Raw genomic sequence first — 16,013 nt, forward strand, 5'->3', positions numbered from 1 at the left:
CCGCACCAAGGACCCTGCAACACGTGAAGATCGCTGCATAACCCCTCTTTCAACCGGCACCGACCTAAAGGGTTATGCGCCAGCGGCAACCCGGCGGCGCCAGGTCACGAAATGCATGGCATGGCTGTCTTTCTCGCCCTGCGGCAGATCTTCCTCGAACACCTTATCGAAGATGGCGGGATCGATATCAGGAAATCGGGCGTCGCCCTCGACGTCGGCCGGAACCTCGGTGATATGAAGGATATCCGCCACGCCGATCGCCTGGCGATAGATCTCGCCGCCGCCGACGACGCAGACTTCGTCGACGCCGGCCACTGAGGCGGCGCGGCGCGCCGCGGCCAGCGCATCTCCCAGCGAATGCGCGACGATCGCGCCCTCGGCGGAAAAATCGGCACTGCGGCTGATGACGATGTTCGCCCGGCCCGGCAGCGGACGGCCGATCGAGGCCCAGGTCTTGCGCCCCATGATCACGGGCTTGCCCATCGTCAGCGCCTTGAAGCGCTTGAGGTCGGTCGGAAGCCGCCACGGTAGATCGCCCTCGCGCCCGATGACGCCGTTGGCCGCAACCGCGGCGATAAGGGAGATTTTCGGCTGTTTGGTGCTGATATCAGTCATGGAACCCATTCGGTTTGCTGTCGATTTCTCTTGCCCTGACATAGGCTGCCCGGTCCGTGACCACCCGGATGTAGCGGTCGACCACCTCGCTCTCGGGCAGGATCTTTCGCATCCATTGCAGCGCGCTTGCAAGCAGCAGGTCGGCCGCGCTCATCGTCGGGCCGAGCAGATAGGTCTGCCGGCTGAGCACATCGATCACATGGGCGCACATTTCGCTGTAGAGCCGCGCCTGCGCCGGATTGTTGATCGTCGCGCCGGTGATATGCGCAAGCGCCGTCGGCTCGATCACGCCGGCATAATAGGCAAGCCAGGAGAGATAGGCGCCGCGCTCGGGATGGCCAGGCGCCCGGCCGAGGCTGCACTCCGGATGAAGATCGGTGAGGTATTGCACCACGGCCGCCGATTCCCAGATCAGCGCGCCCTTGTGCAGGAGCGCCGGCACCTGCTTGTGCGGATGCGGGTTGTCATCGTCGGGCGCGCCGGTGCCATCCCAGCGGCGGATCGAGACATAGCGGATCTCGTATTCCGCACCGATCTCCTCAAGCAGCCATACGATGCGCGACGAGCGCGACAGCGGTGCGTGGACGAGCGTCAGCATCGAAACCTCCCGGCAGCGCCGCGCGCCAAACAAGACACGCAAGGAACACTGCAACGCTTGAATTATGTAAGCGGCGGCAAACCCTCCCGGTCTCCCGCCGTCACGCGAATGCCCGTATCGACGGCCCTGCCCTCACCGCCCGGACCGGCGCCCCGTCAGAGTTGCTGCATAATTCCTTAAATCGATTTCGATCTAAGGAATTATGCAGTAGCAGTAAAGACGGGACCGCGCGGTGAGCTCCGAGGATGGCGTCAATACTCACCTGCCTCCCGCCTTGATCAAGCAGATCGCAAGCACGTCTTCCTCGATGCCCCGACAGATGGATTCGAATTCGGCGATGAGATCCTTGTCGCGTCCTCCGAGGCGGCGCTGCCTTTCCAGCATCTCGCTTGCCTCGCCATAGGCCTCACACAGGCCAGCAACAGAAGCGTTGCTGGCGCTGAGAAGCTGCAACTGGCCGCGAACGCCAGGCAGTTGCAGCATGAGTCTGAGAAGTCCCAGTTGCTTGTTGTCCGAAGCCATGAGTCAGTTCCGCCAAAACGATGTCAATGCCCCTTGCCGATCTGCCGTGAAGCCGTCCGACGCAACGCATCCGGGCACCTGGAGCCGCCGATTATCGCTTGCTCTTGCCTTCAGCCGCTTCGCGCTTCCCTTGTTCTTTTCCGAGAGCATGCCGAGCCTTTGCCGGTTCCGAAAGTACGTAACGGTAACGGACCGCGTTTGCGGCGTGCAAGACGGTCGCATCGATGGCATGGCGTTCGCCCAGGTGACTGCGAGATGGCACGACGCGGGGCGAAAAAGCACCTTCTAAGCAAGGCTGGTCATCGCGACCGAACGGCCAGTCTCAGGGACGCTCCCCGCGGCGTCTTTCGGCTTTCGTTACTGTTACGTACTTGTGCGTGCGACCATTTCTCCCAAACTGCCGGCGTTCCTTCGAGACTTTACCTTCCATCACGAGAGCAACCTACTTATTGACCTCAGGGAGACACTAGATGAGCATGGACTTGAAGCGTGGTCTTGCGCGGTTGGCTGCGTCCGCAGCCGCCCGTGCAGGCAAACCCAAAGCTTTGGCCTTGGCCGGGACCGTTTTGTTTTCGACCATATCGGCCACCGCCGTTTCCGCCTACGCGCAGGACGCCGCAAAGCCGAACATCCTCGTCATCTTCGGCGACGATATCGGCCAGACCAACATCAGCGCCTATTCCTTCGGCGTGACGGGATATAACACGCCGAACATCGACCGGATCGCCAGAGACGGCATGAAGTTCACGGACTACTATGCCGAGAACAGCTGCACGGCAGGTCGCTCCACCTTCATTACCGGGCAGACGGTGCTGCGCACGGGTATGTCGAAGGTCGGCGTGCCCGGTGCGCCAGTCGGCATTCAGGACCGTGACGTGACGATCGCCCAGGCACTGAAGCCGCTCGGCTATGCGACCGGCCAGTTCGGCAAGAACCACCTTGGCGACCAGGACCGCTTTCTTCCGACCGCCCACGGCTTCGACGAGTTCTTCGGCAATCTCTATCATCTGAACGCCGAGGAGGAACCCGAACGACCCTACTGGCCGAAGGACGACCCGGCGTTCCTGAAGAGCTACGCGCCTCGCGGCGTCCTGCACTCCTTCGCCGATGGCAAGGTGGAGGACACCGGTGCGCTCAACACCAAGCGCATGGAGACCATCGACGACGAAACGACTGCAGCGGCGATGGAGTTCATCAAGAAGCAGACACAGGAAAAGAAGCCCTTCTTCACCTGGATGAACACCACACGCATGCACCTCTTCACGCACGTGCGAGACCAGTACAAGGGGCAGAGCGGCATGCCGGGCAACGACTACGCCGACGGCATGATCGAGCATGACAATGATGTCGGCAAGCTGCTCGATCTGCTCGACGAGTTGAAGATCGCTGACAACACGATCGTCGTTTACACGACCGACAACGGCCCCAACCAGTTCTCCTGGCCGGATGCGGCAACCACGCCGTTCCGCAGTGAAAAGGACTCGAATTGGGAAGGCGCATTTCGTGTTCCCGCGATGATCCGCTGGCCGGGCAAGATCAAGCCTGGCACCAGCACCGAGATGATGTCCGGGCTCGACTGGTTCCCGACATTGCTCGCAGCCGCCGGCGACAAGGACATCAAGGAGCGCCTGCTGAAGGGAACTACGCTTGGCGACAAGGACTTCAAGGTGCACCTCGACGGCTATAACCAGCTCCCCTATCTGCTCGGTGAACAGCCGAAGAGCGCCCGCAACGAGTTCTTCTATTTCAACGATGACGCCAAGCTCGTCGGCATGCGCTACGAGAACTGGAAGTACGTCTTCTGCGAGATGCAAGCGCCGGGTGGCTTCGCAGTTTGGCAGGACCAGTTCGCTTGCCTGCGTGTTCCGAAGGTCTTCAACCTGCGCATGGATCCTTACGAGCGCGCCGATGTCGTCTCGGACCAGTACGATGACTGGCTCACCAAGAATGCCTATCTGACCGCACAAGGCGTGACGAAGTCTGCAGCGTTCCTGGAAACCTTCATCGAGTACCCGCCGAGCCAGAAGCCGGCCAGCTTCTCGATCGACCAGATCGAGGAAGGCGTGCATGCCAAGATCGACGAAATCTTGAGCAAGGCGAAGGCCGCATCCGCGCAGTAACGGGATGAGGCGGCGGGTAACCCGCCGCCTCTCGGCTTTCAAGGAGTAGAAGCGTGCCAACAAGGGATCTTGCAGTCTCCTCAGCACTTCCGTCATCCCGGTCGCAGAACAGAACAGTCCCTGCGATTGCCGGGGTCATGCTGCTTTTATCGGGCGCTGCGGCACTGATATTTCAAGTCCTCTGGATAAAGCAGCTTTCTATTGTCACGGGCGTTGATGTCTACGCGGTCAGTACGGGCGTCAGCGCGTTCTTCATCGGCATGGCAGCAGGCAGCCTGATTATTGGCCGCCTCATCGACCGGTCCCGGCGTCCCTTGCGCCTCTACGCCCTGTTCGAAGTGCTGGTTGCCGTCCTCGGCCTTGCCGTCACCGTTTGCCTCTCCCATATCGCTCCGCTTTTTGTCTCGCTCGAACAGGCCACGCCGCTTACCGCTTGGGGGCTTCTCATTGGCCTGGTCGCCACCCCTGCTTTCTTGATGGGCGGCACCCTGCCAGTTGTTGTGAGTTCGCTTGCGTCAGTGCCTGGCGGCGTGGGGGTGAAGGGCGGAAGGCTCTATGCCGCAAACACCCTCGGCGCGATTTTCGGTTGCCTGGCCGTTCCATTCGCGCTCATTCCGGCTTTCGGCGTCACGGGCACAGCCTTTGCCGCGGCTGGATTTGCGATTGCGGCGGCGATGCTGGCACTGTCGCTGAATTCTTTTTCACACGCTGCTTCGCCACAACCGCCGAGCGCGACGGATCCAAAACACGGATCCATGCTCGCCCTTGTGTTGTACGCGATCGCTGGCGCTGTCGCCTTGGGATATGAAGTCGTCTGGTCACAGGCTGTTGTTCAATTCATATCGACCCGATCCTTCGCTTTTTCCATTGTGCTCGCGACCTACCTCCTGGGCCTCGCGGGCGGCTCCTTCTTGCTCTCGAAGCGGGCCGATCGCACGCCTGATCCCTGGGGGCTGTTCGGGCTGTTTATCTCCGGCGCGGGCCTCCTGGCGCTGGCCGAAATCGCCCTCCTCGGGCCCTGGCTGATCTCGCTGCAATCACTGGCCGAGACGTGGATGGTCGAAGGGACCGGCAGTCTCTTCGTCGGGATGTGCGCCCGCTTCCTGGTTGCCTCCCTTACGATCGTCTTCGGTCCGACGCTGCTGCTCGGCGCGGCCTTCCCCGTGGTGCTTCGTCTCGCGGTCGATACCCGCCATGCCGGCCGCGACACCGGCCGCGTTCTCGCCTTCAACACGCTTGGCGGAATTCTGGGGACGCTGGTGACTGGGTTCGTGCTGGTCCCGGCGCTCGGTATCGTTACCAGCCTCGGCATTCTCGCATCGATTGCGGCGGCGATCGGCATCGTCGCCGCTTACGAGGGATCAGGACGCAACAGGTTCAAGGCTCTTGTGCTCGCTGCGGGTGCGGCCGTCGTGGTGCTGACGGTCGCCACCCCCAAAAGCCATCTCGCGGACCTTCTCAACACAACGCGGGGCAACGGGACGATCGTCTCCTACGACGAGGGCCTGGGCGCAACCGTCGCCGTGATCGAGCAGGGCAAGTCGGACAGGCGCTTCAAAAGGCTGTATATCCAGGGCGTATCAAACACTGGCGATGCGATGCCGTCGCTCCGCTACATGCGCCTTCAGGCGTTGCTGCCGTTGATCATCCAGAGCGAACAGCCGAAATCCGCCCTCGTCATCGGACTTGGGACCGGGATTACCGCAGGCTCGCTGCTCGCCTACCCGGGATTGGAGCGGCGCGTCGTGGCGGAGTTGCTTCCGGCTGTCGTGGAGGCCTCCGCGCATTTCAGGGGGAACTTCAACGCCGCCAAGGATCCGCGCATCGAAGTGCGGCTGCGGGATGGGCGACGCGAGCTTCTGGCCAGCGACGAGCATTACGACCTCATCACGCTCGAGCCGCCCCCGCCGTCGGCTGCCGGGGTGGTCAATCTCTATTCGTCGGATTTCTACCAACTGGCACGGGAAAGGCTCACGGCGAACGGATCAGTCGCGCAATGGCTGCCGATCGCAACCCAGAACGACGAAGACACGCGGTCGCTCGTTCGCAGTTTTCTGGATGTCTTTCCCCACGTGACGCTTTGGACGACCGAGCTTCATGAAATGCTGTTGATTGGCTCCCTTGCGCCGCAGGTCCTCGCTGCAGACAAGATAGCACGCCGCTTCGATGACCCCGTCCTGGCGGCCGCCCTCGCCGAAATCGGTGTGCGCAACGAAGCCGATTTGCTGGCAACGTGGATGATGGATCGTGCGGGGCTCGAGCGTTATGCGGGAAACGCCCTGCCCGTCACCGATGATCATCCGCGGATCGAATACGGCACCTGGGTGCGGTCCGACGAAATCCAAAGAACGCTGCCTGCCCTGATCGGGCAGCGGACCGAACTCCCGATCACGGCGGCAGATCCGGATTTCGCGAAGTTGGTCTCCAAGTCGCACAATCAGCTGATGCTGTTCTATCAGGCTTCGCTCAATGCCTATGCCGGATACCGGGATGAATGGGCTCGGGACATGGACCTGCTGCAGCGGACCGATCCGGAGAACGGCTATTTCAACTGGTTCGTCGCCAAGGCCGACGACTGAGCGTCGGCCTGTTCAAACGGGGGAGAGCCCTGCGGACGCAGGGAGGTGTTCGGAGAGCGACCTTTGCGCGTCTAAACAGACGCGCAAAGGTCGCTGTAGTACGGAGACGCTGCAGGATACTCTGCGTTACACCGCCACGTCTGCTTGAATTGCCGGGTGAGGCTCGTATCCGGAAACCACGAAATCGTCGATGTGGTACTCGTCCAGCGAGGCTGGCTGGCGCGACAGGCTTAGCCTGGGTAGCTGCGTCGGCGAACGCTTCAACTGCTGCTTAGCCTGTTCGACATGATTCAGGTAGAGATGGACATCACCACCTACCCAGACCAGCTCTCCCATATCCATGCCGACCTGCTGCGCTACCATGGCCAGCAAAGCCGCACCGCCGACCAGATTGAACGGCAGTCCGAGCAACACGTCGCAGCTGCGTTGGTAAACCAGGAGGTTCAGGCGAGATCTAGGATCGGCTCCATCCTGACCGCCGTTCCTCGGCCCGGAAACATGGAACTGGTACACCATATGGCACGGCGGCAGCGCCATTTCCGGCAGCTCGGGCACGTTCCAGGCGTGGAATAACATCCGCCGACTTGTCGGGTTGGTTCGCAGCGTGGCAATCACCTCAGCGATCTGGTCATGTTCTGTTCCATTCGCATCTGCCCAACGCCGCCACTGCTTGCCGTAGACCGGGCCGAGATCTCCCCATTCCCGCGCGAAGTTCTCGTCCGCGACGATCCGCGCCTCGAAATCGGCCTGCGAGATATCACTCCCCGTGGCCTCGCGGTACTTCTTAAGCGGCCAGTCTGTCCAGATCCTCACATTCTCCTGCAGCAGCGGCCGGATGTTGGTCTGCCCCGTGAGGAACCAGAGCATCTCCTTGATGGCGAGCTTCCAGTACACGCGCTTTGTCGTCAGGATAGGAAACGACCCGTCGGACAGATCGAAACGCATCATCGCACCGAAAGACGAAAGCGTGCCCACGCCAGTTCGGTCGGTTCTCTTATCTCCCTGTTCCAGGAGATGAGCCATAAGATCAAGATATTGCGTCTCGGGGTGTCGCATGTTGCTCCCTTGTTGACTTGCCGAACGATAGCGATTTGCGGGGCCTGCTCAACCCTGAGTATTCTTACGCTCCCGACAACCGCCGTGCGGAAATGATAACGCCATCCTTTCCGCGACGGATTTTCGCCTTGCCTGTCAATGCGCTCGTTCGGAAGATCGAACTGTTATCCCTGAAAAGTTCGCCACGCCGAGGAAGATGCCGGTTCGGCTGGTCATCACATGGTCGAGATATTGCTGCATGGTCTTGCGCCGCCGATTCGTGTTGCCCCAAATTTAGGGTGAAGCCGGCGGCAAACCAATGTCTTGGGGGTGTTTATCCCGCAAATTCAGCCGCGCTCAAGGCGGGATTAAGGAAAAGTGCGCGCGGTTTTTCCGCCCGCATCCCGCTTTCACTTGTGACAATCGATCGCGTTCATGATTTTGGGTCGATCCGACCCAAAATCCCCGACCCAAAATCAGCGTGATCTAGAGCGTCTGCAGCTTACCGAGGTTCTTGGCCACAAGGTAATAGAAGGTCACGCGCGACTTCGAGCGATCCGCCGACATGGCCTTCGCCGTGGCCGAAATGGCTGCATCCGCTTCCGCGCCGCTGATGCCGAGCTTTTTCTCGCACCATTTTTCCCGGACGCGCTCGAGTTCCTTCGGGTCGGTGGCCGAAACAAGCGAGGAATCCTTGTTGCGCAGTGCAATTCCGAGATGGCGCACGATCTTGTTCACAACAGCTTCGTCGGCGCCGCTGTCATACTTCTGCACATCTGCGAGATAGTCGGTCATGATGCCTCCACATTGATCTTGCTCGAAAACTGCAGCATGCCCCGGCATGCCTTGGCGAGCCGCCGGAGTTTTTCATGGCTGCCAATCATGTCAAGGCTTTTGGCATGTCAGGGGTTTTGGCATGTCAGGGGTTTTGGAAAAGCAGCGATATATCCGCTTCCTCCCCCTTTTCTTGGGCGCCGGAAAGACCTATATGACACATGCCGTCTTCGGGCGGCTATGGCAATAAACGGGCGGTGAAATAAACCCATTGGACCCGGGGGCGGTACCCGGCGCCTCCACCAAAAACCGGTCGATATGTCGATGACCGGCTTTTGATGGGGGCGAAATAGGATCGACAAGGGCGTAAAGATCGACTTTTTGCTCGGCATTGTACCACCGTTATCGGGCTAAACTTATAGTTGCAAACGACAACTATGCTGAAGCACGTCTCGCTGCCTAACGGCGGTGCGACACTTCAAATCAAGTCCTTCCGGGTAGCACCGTAAGGCGGGGTCCGAAGGCACCTGGCAACAGAAGCCTTCACCTTCTCCCCCGCTTCGAAATGGTCTATAGATGCTTGAATAATTGACTCGTCATATTGAGACGGGCAATGGAAAGCCGACAGTAGAATTGAGTTCGAGAAAGACGGGAATCCCATGGGCCAGGACCACATTCGCTACGACATTCTGGCGCAGGACGCGCTTCGCGGCGTCATCCGCAAGGTGCTGACCGAGGTTGCAGCCACCGGCCACCTGCCCGGCGAGCACCATTTCTTCATTACCTTCCTGACCGGCGCGCCGGGTGTTCGCATCTCGCAGCACCTGAAATCCAAGTATCCCGAGCAGATGACCATCGTCGTGCAGCACCAGTTCTGGGAACTCAAGGTTTCCGAAGCCGGCTTCGAGATCGGTCTCTCCTTCTCCGACACACCGGAACGGCTCGTCATTCCGTTCAATGCCATTCGCGGCTTCTACGACCCCTCGGTCAATTTCGAACTCGAATTCGACGTGGCGACGGCCGAAGAGGAAGAGGCCGAATCGGCGGAGATCACCGCCTATCCCGTGCCCGAAACCGATGGCGAAGTGCCGCCCAAGGACGCGGAGAAATCCGGCGACGCCAAGAACGGCGGCGGCTCGGTGGTCTCGCTCGACTCCTTCCGCAAGAAGAACTGAGGCAAGCGAAAGGACGCGGCATGAGTGGTGACGTCGTCAATCTACGCCAGTTCCGCAAGCGCAATGCCCGCGCCGAAAAAGAAAAGCAGGCCGAACAGAACCGTATCTCGTTCGGCCGCACCAAAGCCGAGAAATCGCTGACCGACGCCTTGAACGTGAAGGCGGCAAAGGCGCTCGACCAGGGGCGCCGCGAGCCTGCCGGCGATCGACCTGATGAGGCAGAGGACTGAGCAGTCCGGCTTGACCACCACTGCATAGCGCTTCTGATCGGGATCGACTTGAGGCGAGCGCCTCTTACGCGCACCATTTGATGCGCGACACCGCAAAAACGATTCCGGCACAAGCGCTTACGCCCGCTTTCCGAATCAAACCGCCAACGACTTGAATCAATCTGCGAGCTCCGGCGATGATCCGAAAACACTCCGCCACCTTGCACGGACACCGCACCAGCTTCTCGCTGGAGGATCCGTTCTGGCTGGAGCTGAAGACGATCGCGGCCGCCCGTGCCATGCCGATCGCACAGCTGATCGTCGAGATCGACGATGTGCGTGGCGCCGACAGCAACCTGTCTTCGGCGCTCCGGGTCTACGTTCTCGACTGGATCAAGTCGAATACAGAGCGGTCAGCGGCCGGCGACATGTGACGGCTCCTCGCCTCGATCATCAAGGCCGCTCCCGAATGCGTCTGTCAGTGCGCCGGCAAGACCCTCGCGCAGCTGGCTCGCCATCGCCCTGATGCCGCACGGCAGCCGCAAGGACTCCACCAGGCAAACCCGGTTGCGTCCCGTGTTCTTGGCGAGATAGAGCTGGTCGTCGGCGATCTTGAAGATATCCGCATACTGCGCGGGATAGGTGAACAGCGCCACACCGACGCTGACCGTCACCGGATCTGCGCCCAGCGCGATCGCCTGTCCGCGCTCTGCCACCGCCAGACGGATGCGCTCGGCCATCGCCCCGATCGTTTCGGGGCGGGCATGGAAAACGAACACGCCGAACTCCTCGCCGCCGTGACGCCCCACGACTGCATAATTCCTCAAATCGGAATCGATTTAAGGACGAAATTATGCAGCAACTCAAAGTGTTACAGCGACCTTTGCGCGTCTAATTAGACGCGCGGCGCTGTAGACCATTGTTGGCCACCGCCTCGCGCATGCCGGTTGCTATCGCCACCAATGCCCGATCGCCGGCGAGATGGCCGTGGTGGTCGTTGATGCGCTTGAAGTGGTCGGCATCCAGCACCATCAGCGCCGACGTGGTCGGAGAGGGTTTGACGTCCTGCTCTGCAAAGAACGCGGTGACATCCGATGTGAAGGCGGCACGATTGAGTCCTGCTCAAGAGACGTCATGCCACCCCCCGTTGCAAACCACACTGTGATGGCCGGAAGCTAACTCCGGCTCAATCAATCCATTAGAATTTTAGGGGTTTCCGCATTTCGCCCCGTGAATGCGGGCTTTCCGCGCGATGGTCGAATTCCATTGGGAATCGGCAATTGCGGCCCAGCCTCGCGAATCGACGGCACCAATCTTCGACGAGCACGGGATCCAAACGGTCAAAAACACGGACTTCTGATTGCAGATTGCCTCGACCTCAGCAGATTATGTGTGCTTGGCGCAACAGGCCTCTCAATTCCGCAAGGTGCGACGCATGGTTCAGCACGAATAGCCTTGCTTAGAATATTCTAATTCAAAACAATGACATGACTGTCGGCGGGTCGCAACCGCTGGCATTCGTGAGACACATGAGGGGTGGAATCATGGGACTGTATGCTCGGATTGGTCTGGCCACGTGCTTGACCCTGTCATCGGCTGTTATCGTCAACGCCGCCGACATCACGCCGCTTCTTGCGCCTGCCGCGCAGCCGCAGGAGACGGAGAGCGGCTGGCAGTTCACCGTTGCACCTTACTTCTGGATCGCTGGCCTTACGGGCGATACCGCGCAGTTCGGTCTCCCGGATGTGCACATCGATTCCAGTTTCAGCGATATCTTGGACAATCTCGATTTCGCCTTCATGGCCATGGGCGAGGCCCGCAACGGCCCCTACAGCATCTTCGGCGACGTGATCTATTCCAAGCTGTCGGCCGACGGCAGCACGCCGGGCGGCATTCTTGCCGATAGCGTCGAAGTCGAATCGCAGACCTTCGTCGGGTTGCTTGGTGTCGGTTATGCGATCTACGAGGATCAATCGTCCCATCTGGATTTCGTCGGCGGCCTGAAAGTCTGGTCAGTCGATACGACGCTTTCGTTCTCCGGTGGCCTGCTCGGTGGCATCAGCCGAGACGACAGTGCGACCTGGGTCGATGCGGTCGCGGGCCTGCGCGGCGCCTACTACTTCACGCCCGAGATCTATCTGACGGGCTGGGGCCTGGTCGGCGCAGGCGGTGCAGACCTCGACTGGGATGCAGCACTCGGCCTCGGCTACAAGTTCACGGATACGATCTCGGCCGTCGCCGGCTATCGCGCACTCGGCGTCGACTACAGCAACGACGGCTTCAAATTCGACGCCGTGCAGCACGGACCGATCCTGGGCGTCGCCATCCACTTCTGAACTGCCGCACATGGCGGCTCGGCGATCCCTGGCGCGAGCCTGCGGACCGCCGAGTTTGACGGCGAAGCATGATGGTTCGGTTCGAGCACAGGGACGATCGGCCCACTGCCGCGGCCTTGCGTAACCGACGTCACACGCGGCGACCTCACTCCCTGTCCACGCAATGCCGCCACGCGACAGTGGCACACAGATCCACCGGGGCACACAAATCTACTGGACGGTGATGTCCGGCAGCACGTCGAAATTCAGCCCCTGCCCGCCTGGCCGCTGCAGGCCTCCGCCCTCGCCCGTTCCCGGCTGCACCTGCGATGGTGCCCCCAGCTGCTGTTGCTGCTGGCGCTCGCGTTCGGCGCGTGCAGCCTCCTCGGCGGTCTTGCGCTCGGCCTCGGCGCGGGCGGCGAGATCAGCCTTTACACGCTCTGCCTCAACTGCGGCCGCCGCGCGCCGCCGCTCTTCGGCGATCGTCCGCAGGCGCTCGATTTCACGCTCCTGCGCCTTTGCCTTGTAGAGCTGCACCTCGCGGCGCAGCCGCTGCTTCTCAAGCACGTTGGCCTGCAGCGTCTCGACGCGCCGGCGCTCACGCTCGAACGCCCGAAGCGAGAGGAAATTCGAGAGGTCGGCAACATCGAGGCTGACGCCCGGCGACGCCAGCAGGCCGGCAAACCCGAGCCGCACACGCGGCTCGGCACCGGTCAGCGCCTCGTCGCCCGCACGGAAGGTCATGTCGATGCCGGCATCGATGCGTTCCGCCGCAAGGTCGAACGACGCCTCGCCGGCAAAGGCTGCGTTGCCGTCGGCGGCCGTCACGTTCTGCGCCCGCAGCACGCCGCCGGCGATGCTGAAGGGAACCTTGACGACACCGACGACCGACTGGCCCGAAAACACCGCCGCCGCCGCCGTCTGACGAATGGCGTCAGCCGAAATCTCCGTCTTCAGCGCATCGGCGGTCGCCATCAGTTGCGGCAGGGCCGCGCTGTTGACGCCATTGAGCGTCACGCCGTTGAAGGTCGCGGTGCCCGAGCCGCTTGCCGAATGCGCCATGGCTTCCGCGTTCGCACCCGATGCCTCGAGCGCCACCGAGAGGTCGAAGGTGCCGGTCGCGACCGGGGCGGCCGCACGCATCCAGCCCGCCTGCGCCAGATCCCCGCCCTTGACGTCGAGCCGCGAGCGCAGGAAGCCGGAACCATTGGCATTGCCGAGCTGCACCCGGCCCTCGAGCTTGCCGCCGAGCCAGTCGCCGGTGGCTTCGGTGAAGGCGATCTCTTCGCCCTTCCACTCCATCTTGCCGGCAAAATTTCCGATGGCGCCGTAAAAGCCCGGCCAGAAATTGGCGGCCTGCACGTCGAGCGCCACGTTAAGACCGGTCCAGGCGGCCTGCGCCACCGGCGCCTCCGACAGCGCCCCGCTCGACATGTCCTGAACCGGGCCAAGGATGCCTTCGGCGAGCCAGGCGAGGTCGAGCGTCGCAAGGTTGATCTGGCCCTCCGCCTTGCCCGGGACCTTGCGGTCGATCGTCAGTGCGCCGGCAAAGCCGTTGTTGTCGGCCCTGCCTTCGAGCGTTGTCAGGGCGATCGCCTCCGGGGTCGTCGCCACATCGGCCGAAACCGAGATCGGCAGGCCGCTGCCCGTCTGCGGCAGGGCAATGCCCTGCTGCAGCAGATACGGCTCAAGGTCTTCCGTCTGGAGCGTCAGCTTGGCCTGGCCTTCAAGGAAATGGTCGCGCGAGAGATCGAAGCTGCCCTTGGCGGCAAGCGACGTCTTCTCGGTGGTAAAGGTCACAGTGCCATTGGCGTTGTTGCCATCGGTGCTCTGCAGCTTGACCGAGAGGATGCCGTTGGCATCGGCATCGAACGGCAACGGATCGAACCCGGCCTGCCCAAGCAGCAGCAGCGTCTGCGGGTTTTCGAGCGTCGCTTCGAGCAGCATGCCCTTGCCGGCGAGCGCCTGGGCCATGTCGGGCGCCTGATAGCTGGCGGCAATCTTGGTGCCGTTGGCCGTGCCGAATATGCCGAAGGTCGCCGGCGCGTTGCCTTCCTTGTTGCCGGCCGTCAGCGTTACGTCGAAGGCGGCGTCCGTATAGTACGGCCCTGCCTTGGTCAGGCGGCGAAGAGCGGGATGATCGACGGCGTGCCGGCCGATCATGTCCAGGAACGGCGTCAGGTCGTTGGCCGCGAGCTTCATCTTGGCCGAAATGACGGGCTTTTCGAGATCGCCGCTGGCGCGGCCGGAAAAGGCGAGTTGCGCACCGGCCAGCGAGCCGATCGCCACGCGCTCGGCCTGTAGCTGGCCGTTTTTCAACGTAACCACCGCCTGAACGTCTCGCGCGTCTTCGCCGAAGGCGGAGAACTCGTCGGCCGAAAGGTCGGCAGCGATCGCGTGCTGCATCAGCGTCGAGGTCGAGGCGTCGCCGGCGACCAGGCCGGCAAGCGCCTGCAAGGCTTCGAGATCGATGCGATTGCCGTTCAGCTGCAGCGAAAGGTTCGGCTGCTGCTCGGCGAAGGACTGGCGCTCGAGCCGCCCCTTGAGGCTCGCATCGCCGGCGGCAACTTCCAGGTTTTCGAACTGCTGCAGCGTGTCCGTCAGGTTGACGGTTGCCGAAAAGCCCGCGGTCTTCAACTTGCGGATCGCCGGATCGACTGAGCCCGCCAGCCAGCTTGCGAGGCCCGAAGGCTGGTTGGACGCCAGCAGCAGGTCACCGCGGAAGGAACGCTGGCCCTTGAGGTTGAGCCGTCCCTTGGCCTCGAGCTGCGTGCGCCCCGGCAAAAGTGCCACGACATTGTCGATCACCCAGCCGGCGCCATCCGGTTGCACGTCGATGCGCACGTCACGCACCGTCGTATCGCCGATGACGATCGCCGGCAATTTCAGGCTAGCCCGTCCCGGCACCTGCGGAATTGGAATGTCGGCGACAATCGCCAGCATCGCTTCCAGCCGCTGGCGCATGGAGATTGCCGGGTCGCGCCCGGTCTTGCCGTCGTTGCCGGAATTGCCGATGCGGCTGACGTCGATCTGCTGGCCGTCGGCAATCAGCAGGAACTTCTGGTCCTTGCCGGTGTCGAGCGTCGCCTCGCCGGTCACCACATAGGGATCGTCCGAGGGACCGACCTCGAAGCGATATTCCGGCACGTGGATGCTCTCGTTGGTCAGCTGGAAATCGCCATTGATGCGCAGCGGCGCATGGCCGTCGACATCCTTCGCCTCGCCCCCCGGGCGGTTCTCCGTCAGCGTGAAACGGCCGCCGTAAAGCGGCTTGAAGTCGACGATCTTCAGTGCGCCGTCGAGCTCGATGCCGAAGGGGCGCTTGTCCGGTGTCACCCGCGCCTTGAGGCTGAGCGCGCCCGCCTCATCCACCTCGTTGCTGGAGAGGGCGAAACTGCCGGCCTCGCCGTCCAATGCCGCGCGGCCTTCCACCTTCCAGGGGCCAGCCAAGGTGCGGGCCGATAGATCGGCGGAGAGGTCGGTCACGCGCCGGGTGCGGCCGGTCTGCTCGTCGATGAATTCGATCTCGCCATGGGTGATCTCGACGTTTTCAAGCACCACGGTCTTGGCAGGGATTGCCGTGCGCGCGCCGCGCGCCCAGTCCAGCGTGCCGTCCGAAAGCAGCCGCACCTTGGCCTTCGGCCGGTCGAGACGCATGTCGAAGATCAGCGCTTCGCCGCTCAGGAACGGCGCAAGCTCCGCACTCATCGAGAATTGCGCGACCTGGATCAGCGGTTCACGGGCATCGCTACCGCCGACGCGCACATCGTTGAGCGTCACGGTCGGGAACGGGATCAGGCGTGCGTCGACGCTGCCGTGGACGACGACGGGCTTGCCCATGATGCGGCTTGCCTCGCGCTCGAATTCCTTGCGGAATCCCGTCCAGTCGATGAACCACGGGGCGATCAGCGCCGCAAAGAGCGCAACGACCACAAGACCGCCGATGGCAACCAGAATTCGCGAAAGCACCGTGCCCACATTCCCATCAAGTTCTCAGGCGCCCGTCGGCGCCGTCTGCGCCCATATGAACGCCAAAGGGACGTCTCCGTCCATTACATTTGGACGTCTTCG

The 16,013-nt window shown here is 62.0% G+C and carries 13 protein-coding genes, 1 other RNA gene and 1 pseudogene; 7 read left to right on the plus strand and 8 right to left on the minus strand.

The genetic code is table 11. The annotated features are described in order from the left end of the window. Nucleotides 1-72: 72 nt before the first annotated feature. The 3 genes from BC360_RS01620 to BC360_RS01630 form a co-directional block, all read right to left on the minus strand. Nucleotides 73-615: a dihydrofolate reductase gene (locus tag BC360_RS01620; protein ID WP_065794262.1), complete on the minus strand. Its 543-nt coding sequence runs from the start codon at nucleotides 613-615 to the stop codon at nucleotides 73-75. Then, entirely contained in the window at nucleotides 608-1,213 is a 606-nt protein-coding gene (locus tag BC360_RS01625) for a glutathione S-transferase (protein ID WP_053253333.1), read from the minus strand. The genes BC360_RS01620 and BC360_RS01625 overlap by 8 nt, the downstream gene beginning before the upstream one ends. Before the next feature lie 258 nt (nucleotides 1,214-1,471). Next, complete coding sequence (locus BC360_RS01630; RefSeq protein ID WP_065794005.1) at nucleotides 1,472-1,735, minus strand: hypothetical protein; 264 nt, start codon at nucleotides 1,733-1,735, stop codon at nucleotides 1,472-1,474. A 470-nt stretch (nucleotides 1,736-2,205) separates the two neighbouring features. On the opposite strand from BC360_RS01630, the gene BC360_RS01640 reads away from it, so the two are divergent. Continuing rightward, nucleotides 2,206-3,855 (plus strand): arylsulfatase, encoded by a 1,650-nt coding sequence (locus BC360_RS01640; RefSeq protein WP_413813715.1) that lies wholly within the window; start codon nucleotides 2,206-2,208, stop codon nucleotides 3,853-3,855. Between the two features lie 137 nt (nucleotides 3,856-3,992). Further along, entirely contained in the window at nucleotides 3,993-6,434 is a 2,442-nt protein-coding gene (locus tag BC360_RS01645; protein ID WP_244512651.1) for a spermidine synthase, read from the plus strand. Between the two features lie 126 nt (nucleotides 6,435-6,560). Here the strand turns inward: BC360_RS01645 and thyA are convergent, their stop codons facing one another. Continuing rightward, complete coding sequence (thyA, locus tag BC360_RS01650) at nucleotides 6,561-7,490, minus strand: thymidylate synthase (protein WP_065794008.1); 930 nt, start codon at nucleotides 7,488-7,490, stop codon at nucleotides 6,561-6,563. A gap of 465 nt (nucleotides 7,491-7,955) precedes the next feature. Beyond that, nucleotides 7,956-8,264, minus strand: a complete 309-nt coding sequence (locus BC360_RS01655) for a DUF2853 family protein (protein WP_065786832.1) — start codon at nucleotides 8,262-8,264, stop codon at nucleotides 7,956-7,958. Nucleotides 8,265-8,427: 163 nt separating this feature from the next. Between BC360_RS01655 and ssrA the strand changes: the two genes are divergently transcribed. The 4 genes from ssrA (at nucleotide 8,428) to BC360_RS01675 (ending at nucleotide 10,061) form a co-directional block, all read left to right on the plus strand. Continuing rightward, nucleotides 8,428-8,791, plus strand: a transfer-messenger RNA (tmRNA) gene (gene ssrA, locus BC360_RS01660). A 111-nt stretch (nucleotides 8,792-8,902) separates the two neighbouring features. After that, on the plus strand, nucleotides 8,903-9,418 hold the full coding sequence (locus tag BC360_RS01665) for an SspB family protein (RefSeq protein WP_065786831.1): 516 nt from the start codon (nucleotides 8,903-8,905) through the stop codon (nucleotides 9,416-9,418). A 20-nt stretch (nucleotides 9,419-9,438) separates the two neighbouring features. Further along, nucleotides 9,439-9,648, plus strand: coding sequence for a DUF4169 family protein (locus BC360_RS01670; RefSeq protein WP_065794009.1), 210 nt, complete (start codon nucleotides 9,439-9,441; stop codon nucleotides 9,646-9,648). A gap of 176 nt (nucleotides 9,649-9,824) precedes the next feature. Further along, nucleotides 9,825-10,061 carry a ribbon-helix-helix domain-containing protein gene (locus BC360_RS01675; protein ID WP_065794010.1) on the plus strand — a complete coding sequence of 79 codons (237 nt, stop codon included), beginning with the start codon at nucleotides 9,825-9,827 and terminating at the stop codon, nucleotides 10,059-10,061. On the opposite strand, the gene BC360_RS01680 is transcribed toward BC360_RS01675, so the two are convergent. Then, entirely contained in the window at nucleotides 10,041-10,436 is a 396-nt protein-coding gene (locus BC360_RS01680) for a diguanylate cyclase (RefSeq protein ID WP_065794011.1), read from the minus strand. The genes BC360_RS01675 and BC360_RS01680 overlap by 21 nt on opposite strands. An 82-nt stretch (nucleotides 10,437-10,518) precedes the next feature. Further along, nucleotides 10,519-10,680, minus strand: a pseudogene (locus BC360_RS32940) (diguanylate cyclase domain-containing protein); the annotation flags it as partial. A 488-nt stretch (nucleotides 10,681-11,168) separates the two neighbouring features. Here BC360_RS32940 and BC360_RS01685 point away from each other — a divergent pair. Further along, nucleotides 11,169-11,963 carry a hypothetical protein gene (locus BC360_RS01685; protein WP_413813722.1) on the plus strand — a complete coding sequence of 265 codons (795 nt, stop codon included), beginning with the start codon at nucleotides 11,169-11,171 and terminating at the stop codon, nucleotides 11,961-11,963. A 210-nt stretch (nucleotides 11,964-12,173) separates the two neighbouring features. Here BC360_RS01685 and BC360_RS01690 read toward each other — a convergent pair whose 3' ends face one another. Then, complete coding sequence (locus BC360_RS01690; RefSeq protein ID WP_083222418.1) at nucleotides 12,174-15,911, minus strand: AsmA-like C-terminal region-containing protein; 3,738 nt, start codon at nucleotides 15,909-15,911, stop codon at nucleotides 12,174-12,176. Nucleotides 15,912-16,013 lie beyond the last annotated feature (102 nt).

The sequence above is a fragment of the Ensifer sp. LC163 genome (genome assembly GCF_001695855.1).
Lineage (GTDB): Bacteria > Pseudomonadota > Alphaproteobacteria > Rhizobiales > Rhizobiaceae > Ensifer.